Genomic DNA, 11023 nt, shown 5'->3' with positions numbered 1-11023 from the left:
TGAATTTGATCGACGCGTGTGCAAGCTCAGTGGCTGTACGGTAGTTGAGCGGGTGCGGGTTCTGGTCGCGATTGACTACAATCCGTTTAAACTCGCTCCAAAGTCGGGGATGTTTGGGGTGGTGACTGCGTTCTGTGAGTTCGGGAAGGACCGACCTCGTTGCCCGGAGTGGATAAATCAGGTCTTTGGTGGCCCGGCTCGGTCGGCTCCAGGCGTGAATCCTGACGAGGAACGGGAGCAGATTGTGTATATGGGCCCGGATGGGGAACGGGTCATGTACGAAGGCCCGGCAAGAATGGATCATGGTCAGGAGGAGGTCGTTTACAATGGCCCGTATCCTGGTCCGGGAGGACAGCAGGGTGACTGAATTTACTGATGTAGAGTTCGCAGATGTCGGCCCGGGGGAGTGGGCTGGTGCTGTGGCGAAATCCTTTGTCGAGACAGTACGTCTCTACGTTGCGTCGAGTCCCAGTGACCTGGCTGTCGAAGAGTGTTGGGTCGCCCGCGACTTATCGTTGATATTTATGTATCAGCTTGACGGGGATGCGTTGGGTGGACGGTTCGCGGACTTGCACATCTGCCCGTCGACTGGGGCTCCTCTTGATCCAGCTCAGCGGGGAGTTTCGTCCAGTTCCGCCGGGGGGTATGCGTTCCATATGTTCTATGGCGTCCCGGTTTGTGCCGGTGTGCCTGAGATTAAGTGGACTGCTCCGGATGGTCGGCGGTGGTGGGGCGATGTCCCGGAGCAGGGGTGGCCGTCGGTGGTGGCGGGTCCTCGGTTGGTGTCGATCCGGTAGTGGTTCGTGGGCAAGTCGATCCGGACCGGAGCCCGCCCCTGGGCGGGTGAGGACCGGAAGCGGCGCGGCAGCACCGTCGGCCGCGCCCGCGCCCGCGCCGGAGGTCATCGGCGGATGCATAGGTCCTGTGGTCTGGGTGGTTGACCGTGGATCGGTCGGCCGAGCCGTCGTCGCGGCTGGTGTCGCCGCTCAAGCTCAAGACCAAGACCCACAGGACCTATGCATCATCTGATGATTTTCGGTGCGGGTGCCGGTCTGGGGTCTGGTGGTGGGCTCGGTCCGGGGCGGGGTGTGGTCTGGGTGCTGCCGCCTGCGGCGGAGCAAGTTATGTGTTTTCTCGGAGAAAACACTCGGCCCGTCCGCCTGTCCGCCCGTCCGGCTGGTACTGGAAGGTGCGCTGGTCGAGTCCCGGTGTGGGGTGGTGTCGGGGTGGGTGACACGCCCGGCTGACCTGGGAGTTCGAGACAGCCGGGCCTGCGACCTGGAATGATTCGAGTGCCACAGCAGCAGCAACAACCAAGTCAGTGTTTCGCCCGAGCGCCCGCGAGGGCGGGCCGTTCGCGGCTAGCCGCGAACCATCAGACACAGGGCGAAGCTCAATGCCTTGAAGCCTTGAACCGGCACCCCTCCGAAGGTGCCTCGGACCCCCCTGGGAGGGGCCTCGTGCCCGCACCGCCGCTACTCGCTCCTCCCACGGCCAGCCAAGAAGCCCTCAGAGGCTCTGTGAGCGACGAAAACCTGGGCCCGGGCTACCTAGTCGGGGGTATGCCGTTCGAGGCGGCTACGGCGATCTGGGAGCGTTTGTGGACGTCGCGGTACCCACTCGCCGCGGACGCCTTCGACGACGGCGTGTGGCGGCAGACCCGCGAGGTGGCGATGACCCGTCAGCACGTCGAGCTGCACCCCCGCCAGGTGTGGGGTCTGATCGGTGTCGATGTCGATCACCCCGACGCGGTCCTGCGGATGGTCTCCACCGTCGACAACCACCCGCCACCGAACGTGATCATCGAGAACCCCGTCAACGGGCACGCTCACGCCGCCTGGGCCATCACGACCCCGATCAACCTCACCAACTACGGATCCCGCCGATCGGTCCGCTACGGCCTGTCCATCGAAGAAGCACTACGCCGCGCCGTGGGCGGTGACCCGCACTATCCGGCCCGGCTGATCAAAAACCCGTTCCACCCCCGCTGGATGACCCATTTCATCCACGACAACACCTCCACCCTCGACCGGCTCGGTGGAATCCTCACCCCGGCCGGGCACATGCCCGGACGTGGCTGGCACAACCAACGCCGCCGCACCCCGGTCGGGCACTCCCGCAACGAAACCCTGTTCCACGGCGTCCGGCACTACGCCTACCGGGAGATGCGCCACCACTGGGGCGACCCTGAGGGCTACCGCGCCGCGATCGCGCGGGAAGTCGCCATCCGCAACGCCGACTTCGGTGTCCCCCTCGGCGTCACCGAACTCGGGCACATCTCCACATCCATCGGCGACTGGACGATCCGCTACTCCCGGATGTGGAACGACGGACCCGCCGCCTACGATCAAGCATTCCGAGCCATCCAAGCCGCCCGCGGACGCAAAGGATCAGGACGCAACGGCGGACTCGCAGGAAACAGCCGACCCGGCGGACTTGCCGGAAACAGCCGACCCGGCGGACTCGTGCGCGGGAGGGAACAGCACGCAGAGTCTCTGTGTCGCCAGGAGGCGATGGCTAGGGCGGCCTACTCGTGACCGCGCGAATTGCGAAACGACGAACCAAAACCGGCCGTGAGCTGGCCGAGCAGTTCGGGGTCACTCGCGCCACCGTTGTGCGAATGATGGCCGAGCCTCGTGAGGAGTTCCTTGCCCGCGCTCGGGATCGTCGTGCCACCGTCGTGCGCCTCAAGCTCCAGGGGCTCACCTGCGCCGCGATCGCCGTACAGACCGGCTTCCCTCGTGGGACGGTCTGCCGACTCCTCTACGACGCCCGCCGCAACGGCGAATGGACTGAAGCCCTGACGAGGTGCGGCGCGCCTCATCGGGCCGCCGCCCAAGCAGCCACGCAGAGTGAGATTTCGGAGGATGTCCCAAGACGGGCCCCTATCCGTGACGAGCCGTGACATCCGTGACGATCCAGCATCCATGCAGGTCAGATAAGGATTCTCCTGTCACGGATAGAGGGGGGTGGCACGGATCGATCCGTGCCACCCCCCTCAGCGACGACCTTGTCTACGCGCCCCGAAGATCATCCCGTGGCGTTCTGACCAGTGTTAATGCTGGTTCTCTGGGGGGCCCACCAGGACTGTTACTGTCGGTGACAAGTTCAGGTGTGTAGCGAGCCCAAGCGTCGTCGAACGAATCGCGGCGGTAGCCCTTGGCTCGGCCTTGAGTGAAGCGGACGGTTCCTGACTGGATGCCGTACTCGCTCAGGAGTTTCCCGAGCTGTCGTGCGGTGAGTCCGTCTCCGCGTGGTCCGTAGTCGGCCCACGGCGCCTCGGGGTCGGCTCGGAGGTGTCGGAGGAGCTGCGCGGTGGGTATCGCGGCCTCGTCGCCGAAGGCGGTGTGGCAGTCGGCGAGGAGGCGGATGCGTTCGGACTGGTCGTCGTCGCCCTCGTCCTGCAGCATGAGGAGCGCGGTGCGTGCCCGGTCGGGCCAGTCGGCTCCGGCGTGGTCGGCGATGGCGATCAAGGGTTCCCAGGTGTCGGCGGTGCAGTCTTCGACGGGCATGACCGGCTCGGCCGCCTCCAAGGCAGGCAGGTCGTCCCGCAACCAGCCATGCAGGCGCTGAGAGAGCTTCTGAAGGCGTGGGCGGTCGCGTCGGTGCCGATACGGCGCCACGGTCTCTCCGGGGGTTCTGCGGCGCATCTGGACGGTGATGGCGCGGTCTTCGATGGTGTCGGGCATCCGTCCGATCCCGGCCAACGCTGCCATGGCGAAGGTGGAGATCGTTTCGACCCGGTTTTTGTGCGGGTCGTAGCGTTTCGCGGGCCGGTTGCGTTGGTGTCCGGCGTTGAGGAGGCCGCGGAGGTCTTCGTGGTTGTCGGCTTTGGGTCCGAAGATGGTGTCGGCTTCGTCGACCAGCATCGTGGGTGGATCTTGCGTGATGGATCGGTAGACCGCGGCTGCGGTGGCGTTGACGGTGATGAACGGGTCGTGGCAGGCGCCTTCGACGACGTCGAGGAGCCTTGATTTGCCGCAGCGCTTCTCCGGGGCGCGGATGACCAGGCGGGGGGCGTGCGCCCAGGCGGGTTGGGCGTGGGTGGCGGCGATCCAGAGGACCACGGCGACCCCGGCGGCCTCCGAGGGCAGGGACACGTAGCACCGCAGCGCCGCTTCCAGGTCGTCGAGGATCACCGCCCCGACCGGGGCGGGGCTGGTGGTGTCGGACGCTGCCAGGGGTGTGGTGTCGGTCTTGGTGCCCGTTTCGGCACCTAGACCCTGACCTGCGGGTTCGTGGGTGTTCACGGGTTCCTCCTGGTGGTCGTCGCGGGGCGGGTGGTGTGCGGGTGGTGTCGCCAGACGCGGCCGGTCACCTCGGGCTCGGTCGGGTGCTCGGTCCAGGTACCGGTCGGGACGTAGGTGCGGAGTTCTGCGGCGGGATGTCCGTGCGGGTAGCGGTGTGCGGCGGTTTGCATGGCGTCGAGGTCGGCCCGCCAGTACCAGCGCCCCCGCCACGGGCCGTCGACGAGGACGGCGAGTTCACGGCCGTCAGTGACCTGGACAGCGACCTGGACAGCGAGCCGCGACGACGACCGGGGCGGGGGAACGCGGTGCTGCCGCGTCGCTTCCGGTCCTCGCCCGCTGGGGCGGGCTGTGGTCCGGGTCGACTTGCCCACGACCAGCTGCTCACCCACCGCCGTGGTCGTGGTGGTCGTGGTGGTGGCTGGGGTGGTCATGCCGCGGTCCGGGCCGTGGGTGTGTGGATCCATTCGTCGATGTCGCCGTTCGGTGGGTAGCGGCGCCGCATCAACTCGGTGAGGGAGGGCTGCCGGGCGAGGCCGGCGGCGGTGTAGGCGGCGGAGACCTGCTTGCTGGTGTCACGCAGGGCGATCCAGTGGGCGTGGCGCAGGTCGGCGACCTCGACCCCGACCCGCGCGGCGACCAGCAGCGGCGCGGTCGGCTGGGACCGGCCCAGCACGGCGGCGAGGACGGCCGGATCGACGAACCCGATCACCTCCAGCGCCTCAGCCCGCTCGGCCAGGACCTCGTTGCGGGCGTCCGGGCCGCTGCCGGACAGGTGTGTCGGCGGGTGCGGCAGCACCGATCGTGGTGACTGTGTGTGATGGGGTGTGGGCATGGGTGTCTCCTGTTGTGGGCATGCCGAAGAGGAGGGAGGGACCCGTCGGGGTGTCTTTTCCCTGGTCGTGTGAGGGGTGTGGGGGTGGTGGGGGACGGTGGGTCCCTGGGGTCCCTGGGTGACTGTCTGTGCAGGTCAGGTTGGGGAGGGACCCGTGGGGGACCCGGGAGGGAGAAGTCCCTGGGTCCCTCACGGGTCCCTCGGTGGGCCCCTCAGTTCAGAGGGGCGCCCCGCTCACCGTGTTCGTCACTGTCGGTGACTGTTTGGCGGTCGGTGAGGGCTTCGTGGATGCGGTCTGTGGAGACTTGTTTGGTGCCGCCGGTCTTGTAGGGCTTCGCGGCGTCGGGGAGTTCGTCGGCCAGGCGCTCGAAGGTCCAGGTTCCGTAGTGGCCGCGGTCGAGTGCAGCGAGCAGTGCGAGTGCTTCCTGGGTGCGCATCCGGGTGTGGCCGGCCATGACGTGGAGCAGGTCGTCGAGGAGGTCCCGACGTGGTGCCGGTGGTGTCGCCGTGCTGGTGTCGAGTCCGGTGTCGCGGCGGAGGGCGAGGGCCCGGTCGATGATGGGAGTGAGCTGGTCGACGCCGTCGCCGCGGGGAATGTGGAAGCAGCGGATGAGTCCGTCGTGGGTGGTGAATCCGCTGGTCATGGCGGTGCCGATGTCGCCGGGGTCGAGGCTGCCGTCGGGGTTGGTGGTGGCGGGGCGGAGGCCGGTGGCGGTGATGCCTGCGGTGTGTTTCCCGGTGCCGAGGATGGCGTCGTTGCCGTGGTGGTCGCCGATGGCGAAGCAGGCCCGGTTGGACAGGACTTTCGCTACTGCCCGCGGCAGGCTGTCGGCCGAGGGGGCGGGTGTGGCGAACAGGAGTGTGACTCCGTACTTACGGCCCTTGGCGACGATCTTCGTGACCAGTTCGGCTGCCTGCTCCCCTGCGGGGGAGAGGAACAGTTCTTGGCATTCGTCGATGACCACGACCCGGGGGCGCATGGTCGGGTCGGCGGCCGCGAGCTTCCTGGTGAGCTTGGGTTCGCCTGCTGCGGACAGTTTCCGTCCTCGTTGGGACAGTTCGGAGAGCAGTGTGGTGAGGCCGTGGAGGACGGTGGGGAGGTCGTCGGGGTCGTCGGAGACGTGCAGGGTCCGCGCGATGGGCCGGAAGGGGTCGTAGTCGGCGTTGTGGGCCATGCAGTAGATGTCGATCTCGACGAGTGGGTCGAGGATGGCGCCGGCGAGGGTGGTGATGATCAGGGCGGATTTCCCGGAGCCCATCATCCCGGCCACGCCCCAGTTGGTGGCGAAGAGTCGTCCGGTGACGAGGTTGGCGCGGGTGTCGAGGGCGATGGGGACGCCGGTGAAGTAATCGGTGGTGCCTTCGGTGAGCAGTGGCCAGGGTGGGATGGGGCGGGTCAACGAGCCTTGGTCGGCGACCCAGAGGTCGAGGACGCCGGGGTGGTTGCGGGGTTCGGTGGGCCAGACCTCGACGGGTAGGCGGAGGAGGTTGTGGGCGAGGACGTCTTTGCGTCGGTTGAGCATGTCGACGGTGACGCCTTCGGGGAGCAGGAACTGGCAGTGCCAGCCGCGCCCGTCGTGGACGGGGGGCAGGATCCAGCGCGGGGCCCAGCCCTGCTTGAACTTGGTGTTGAGGGCGGGCAGGGCGAGGTGGCGTAGGGCGTTGACCACGGCGCGTTCGTCGGGGATCACGTCCCGGCCGCCGGGCTCGTCCTCGTCGGCGGCGGCGGGTGCGACCCAGGTGGGTGGCTCGGTGCGGGCGTGGCCGAGCGCCCACAACCCGGCCACGAGCCCGGTCAGGGCGAGCGTGCCCAGGGCGGTGGCGTAGACGGTTACGAAGGTGACGGTCCAGGCGACCGCGTCGATCACGGCGACGACCGGCCCGATGACCTGGGTGATGTCTCGGGAGGCGAGGGCGAGGACGACCCCGAGCCCGACGAGCAGGCCGATCACACCCAGAACCGCGGCCCCGGCGGCTTTCAGCCACGCCAGCGGCGCGTTGATCCAGTCCATGACCCGCCCATGCCGGCGGGCCTTCTCGGCGGTGTCGCGGGCCTCCCATTCCAGCAAGCGGTCCTGGTCGCAGGCGGCTTCCGCGGCCCGCATCTGGCGTTCGTAGCGGGTGGTGCCGTGGGTGTCGCGCCACCGGGTCCAGAGGACCCCAGCCCCGGACAGCACGTAGAAGCTGTGCCTGACCAGGCTTTTTGCTGCTGTGACGGTGGTCGTCGAGGTGGCGACAGCGACGGTGTGACGGTGTGCCGACGTGACGTCGCAGCGGTAGAGCTCCCGCCGTGATCGCACGAGCGTCCCGCTGGTGGTCTCGGTAGAAGTACTGACGACCTCGCCGTCGATGACCTCGCCGTCGACCACGACCGGCCGGTCGGTGCCGGTGCCGGTGTCGGTGCTGGTGGTGTTGGTGTGGTGGTGCAGGGTGATGACCGGCGCCAGCGCGTCGTCTCTGTCGTGGTGGGTCGGGCTGGCGCCACCAGATCCTTGACCGTCGTCGTGGTTCATCGCTGGCCTCCGCCGTTTTCGTCGCGGTGTTCGTCGCGGTGTTCGTTGCGGAGGTGGCGGGCGCGTGCGGCGGAGCAGCGCAGCACGCGGCGGATGGATTCGGCCGAGGTCGGGTCGACCCGGCCGTGGCCGAGGGCTGCCCGGAGCTGACGGCGAAGATCGTTCAGGGACCGTGGAGTCGAGGCGGTTTCATGATCATGGTCGGGGTCGACCCCGGCCCTCGACGATGATCTTGGCGGCCTCGACTGTTGCTGGTCAGGCCTCGACTCCCCACCCGACTCCCGGCCCGATTCCTCGGTGGGTGGGTCGAGGAGGTCGACGCCGCCGCCAAGATCATCGTCGAGGTGGGAGTCGACCCACGGGTCGACCCGTGAGGGGAGGTCGGGGTCGGTCCACGGGTCGTAGAGGTGGCCGTGGGTGAGCGCGTCCAGGGCCGCATCCCAATCGGCATCCCAGTCACCGTCCCCGTCGCTGTCCTGGCCTTCGGCGGCTGCGGTCGCGGTCGCGGTCATCGGGCCGGTCGGGGCGAGGGCGCGTCGGGCGATTCGGTAGGTGCCGGGCCGGTAGGCCAGTTCAGCGGTGCCGTCCGGGCCGATGACCGCGGTGGCGTCGGCGACGGCGAGGCGGCGGGCGCGGTCGGTCTTCACCTCGACGAGTCGCTCCAAGCGCGCGGCCTGGCGCTGGGCTCGTCGTTCGGTCCGGGACCGGGGTGTCCCGGCCAAGGTGAGCTGGTGGGCGAGGACTCCGGCGATGGACACGACCGCCATCACCAGTGCGGCGGTGGGGCCCTGGTGGAGGCCGTGGGCCAGATTCATCCCGGCAGCGACGAGGGCGAACACGACGACCCCGGCCTGCAACCCGGCGACCGACCGGTGCGGGTGCTGGTGGCGGGAGGCGACCACTGCGAGGGCGAAGGCCCACATGCCGAGTTCGGTGATCCCGGCCAGCAGCACACCGAGTGGGCCGTAGAGAGTGGCGCCGTAGGCGGCCATCGCGGGTGCGGCCAGAGCGAAGGACAGGAGCGCGATCGGGTAGATCAGTAGTTCCACGACGTGGGTGGATGCCCAGGTCAAAGCCTTCGCTCGGCGGGCAGCCCGGGCTTGGGTGCGTGCTGCGGCCCGTTCGACGCGGCGCTGGTCGGCGTGGTCGCGGTCGGCGCGGGCCTTGTCCCCGCGGGCGGTCTCGACCTCGATACGACGCCGGGCGGCGGCGTCGGCATCCTCACGAGCGAGACGCGCCTCCAGGGCGCGGGTCTCCCGACGTTCCGCAGCACGGGTGGAGGCCCACGAGTGCGGGGAAGAGTTCGTGGTGGTCATGCCCCGGCCCTCCCTGCACCTGTCTGACCGGCGGAAACCGGCGCAGGGGGCGGCTCAGTGGCCGCTGAGCGGGTCGCTGTCGACGGCAGGTCGGCGGCCCTGTTCGAGGCTGGTGCGGCGCGGTGGGCGCGCCGCAGGCGCACCTCGACCGACGCCCACCACACCGTCGCGAGGACGGTCGGGATGGTGAACCACCAGGTCAGACACATGGTCGCGGCGCCGAGACCGCCGACGATGGTGATCTCGGCGGCCCGGTCGGCCAGGCCCCGGGCTGTGGTGCGGAGTAGGGCGTTCATGCCGCCTCACCACCCGCGACACGGGCCTGACCAGCAAGAACCCGCGGGGAAAAGAACACGACCAGCCCAGCCGCGTCACCGGACGCCTCAGCGCTTGACTCGCCGAGGCTGTCGGGGTCGTCGTGGTCGTGGAGGAGGTCGCCGTAGAGGCGATCAATCGCTTCCTCGGTCAACCCGTCCGGGCACCACCCAGACCCGGGAAATCCCAGGTCAACACTGGTATCAGGGGCTGTTGCGGCGGGATCGTCGGCGGGAGATGGAAGGAACCTTCCACCCGCCACTGGATGCGCGGACGTGCTCAGGGCAGCATGGCCCATAGCCAATCACCTGTCCCTACAGGTCGTTTGGTTAGGCCACCACGCCGGTTCTCTAGGCCGGAGTGATGGCCGCAGCCCCGCCGGGCGGCGGAGTCGCCTATCCAGGAAGACACGCCCCCGGCGGGCCTGTCAAGCCCCCACCTCGCGCCGATCTCGCCGGGCCCTCCCCGTCTCGGATTCAGTCACAGAACGTGACGGACAGCTTGCGACGGTATATCGAGAATTATCTTTGCTGGTCAGACCGCCACAGGGTGATCTTCTGGGCGCGTAGACGGCCTATCAGCGAGGGGGGTGTACCGGATCGATCCGGTACACCCCCCTCGATCCGGTGCAGGGAAAAAGCGGCCATGACCTGCGGAAATAGTCGTCCTGTACCGGATGTACCGGATCGCCCCGGATGAGGGGCCGTTTCGGGACATCCCCCGAAATGTCACTCTGCGTGACTGTTCGGGCGGTGTTCCACGGTCGCGGGTCATGCGCTGTGTCGGCGGGGGATTTCCGGATGGCATATGAAAGGTTCTTCGTCGTGGCGTGACTAGTGCATCGGTCGTTCCCTGGCGTGTTTCTTCTCTGGATATCGGATCGCCGTTGAGGGCGCTGAGGGCCACCGCTTGATCGGGGTTGGATCATGCCCGGGATTTCCGCGGGGCGGAGTTCCTCGTGCTCTTGACGACGCCGCAGTGCTGCCTTTTCTGTGACGGTGTCTTGAACTGGTGAGCGGGCTTCCGTCGTGGCGGTCAGGCGTCTTGGGGTCGGGCTGGAGGTGGCCGGGGGCGGTCTCGGGAGCGTCGGGAGGCGGCGTCGGAGCGGCCCGCCGGGGCCAGAGAGCGGCTTTGATGTGGCTTTGAAGTGGCTGGAAGCGCCTGCGAAGCGGCGTTGATGGGGTCCTGGGGTGTTGTCGGTCGGGTGTGGGGGTGTGACCTGCGGGTTGGGGGTGGCGGGCCCAGCGGCACCCAGCCAGAGGCGTGGAGCGCCTGAGGGGGTTCGGCACGAAGTTCAATGCATTTTTAGTGACGAGTCCGGGGGATACGGCCGCGGTGTTGTACGTGGAGTGTTTCTGTAGTCACGTTGTGTGCGTGAGAGTGGGAGATTAGGCGGTGGGCATGTGGCGGCTAGGGTCGATGCATGAGTTTGAGAAGTCGTGGTTTGCGAGTTATGTTCCGGTCTGGGGTGGTTCTGGCGGTAGTGTTGGCGTGTTTGCTTTCTGTTGTGGGCGTTTCGGCAGCTGCGAGCAGTCCGCCGGAGGCTGGAGTGATGGCGGCGCGTCCGAAGCCTCCTGTGTTGTATCAGGCGTATGTGCGGAAGGTTTTTACGAACTCTGTCGGCGACCCGGTGTTCTATCGGCGAGGGTACTGGTATGCGGAGACTCCGAATGAGGGATTCGGATTTGACAAGGTTTTCTGGAAGCACAATATCAAGAATGATCAGGTGGTGGCCGCGGTAGTGAACGCACCGATGCAGGTCATCAACATGGGAAATAATAGGTGGAACCACCGGGG

At 67.8% G+C, this 11023-nt stretch carries 8 protein-coding genes; 3 read left to right on the top strand and 5 right to left on the bottom strand.

What is annotated here, in order from left to right:
• Together Ae505Ps2_RS32950 and Ae505Ps2_RS29795 are read left to right on the top strand one after the other, a co-directional pair.
• Positions 1–367, top strand: a 367-nt coding sequence (locus Ae505Ps2_RS32950; RefSeq protein ID WP_212567745.1) for a hypothetical protein, incomplete at its 5' end; no start/stop codon positions are given.
• A 1195-nt stretch (positions 368–1562) separates the two neighbouring features.
• Positions 1563–2537, top strand: coding sequence for a replication initiation protein (locus Ae505Ps2_RS29795; protein WP_075554423.1), 975 nt, complete (start codon positions 1563–1565; stop codon positions 2535–2537).
• 477 nt (positions 2538–3014) lie between these two features.
• On the opposite strand, the gene Ae505Ps2_RS29790 is transcribed toward Ae505Ps2_RS29795, so the two are convergent.
• From Ae505Ps2_RS29790 to Ae505Ps2_RS29770, 5 genes are all read right to left on the bottom strand, one after another.
• On the bottom strand, positions 3015–4250 hold the full coding sequence (locus Ae505Ps2_RS29790; protein WP_249265429.1) for a DUF3631 domain-containing protein: 1236 nt from the start codon (positions 4248–4250) through the stop codon (positions 3015–3017).
• The gene (locus tag Ae505Ps2_RS29785; protein WP_075554422.1) at positions 4247–4681 is read right to left on the bottom strand and encodes a hypothetical protein; all 435 of its coding nucleotides are present in this window, start codon (positions 4679–4681) and stop codon (positions 4247–4249) included. Before Ae505Ps2_RS29785 ends, Ae505Ps2_RS29790 begins: the two co-directional genes overlap by 4 nt.
• Positions 4678–5082: a hypothetical protein gene (locus tag Ae505Ps2_RS29780; protein ID WP_139320310.1), complete on the bottom strand. Its 405-nt coding sequence runs from the start codon at positions 5080–5082 to the stop codon at positions 4678–4680. Before Ae505Ps2_RS29780 ends, Ae505Ps2_RS29785 begins: the two co-directional genes overlap by 4 nt.
• Before the next feature lie 212 nt (positions 5083–5294).
• Positions 5295–7595 (bottom strand): FtsK/SpoIIIE domain-containing protein, encoded by a 2301-nt coding sequence (locus Ae505Ps2_RS29775; protein ID WP_075554420.1) that lies wholly within the window; start codon positions 7593–7595, stop codon positions 5295–5297.
• On the bottom strand, positions 7592–8911 hold the full coding sequence (locus Ae505Ps2_RS29770; RefSeq protein ID WP_075554419.1) for a hypothetical protein: 1320 nt from the start codon (positions 8909–8911) through the stop codon (positions 7592–7594). The genes Ae505Ps2_RS29775 and Ae505Ps2_RS29770 overlap by 4 nt, the downstream gene beginning before the upstream one ends.
• A gap of 1738 nt (positions 8912–10649) precedes the next feature.
• Between Ae505Ps2_RS29770 and Ae505Ps2_RS32945 the strand changes: the two genes are divergently transcribed.
• Positions 10650–11023, top strand: a 374-nt coding sequence (locus Ae505Ps2_RS32945; RefSeq protein WP_212567744.1) for a hypothetical protein, incomplete at its 3' end; no start/stop codon positions are given.

The sequence above is a fragment of the Pseudonocardia sp. Ae505_Ps2 genome, assembly GCF_001932425.1.
In the GTDB taxonomy this organism is placed as follows: Bacteria; Actinomycetota; Actinomycetes; order Mycobacteriales; family Pseudonocardiaceae; genus Pseudonocardia.
The sequence above is the reverse complement of the archived record's forward strand: the minus strand, read 5'-3'. Positions and strand labels throughout refer to the sequence as shown.

Coding starts and splice junctions, on each gene's coding strand:
- Ae505Ps2_RS29795 (WP_075554423.1), top strand. CDS start 1,563: ATGCCGTTCGAGGCGGCTACGGCGATCTGGGAGCGTTTGTGGACGTCG.
- Ae505Ps2_RS29785 (WP_075554422.1), bottom strand. CDS start 4,681: ATGACCACCCCAGCCACCACCACGACCACCACGACCACGGCGGTGGGT.
- Ae505Ps2_RS29780 (WP_139320310.1), bottom strand. CDS start 5,082: ATGCCCACACCCCATCACACACAGTCACCACGATCGGTGCTGCCGCAC.
- Ae505Ps2_RS29775 (WP_075554420.1), bottom strand. CDS start 7,595: ATGAACCACGACGACGGTCAAGGATCTGGTGGCGCCAGCCCGACCCAC.
- Ae505Ps2_RS29770 (WP_075554419.1), bottom strand. CDS start 8,911: ATGACCACCACGAACTCTTCCCCGCACTCGTGGGCCTCCACCCGTGCT.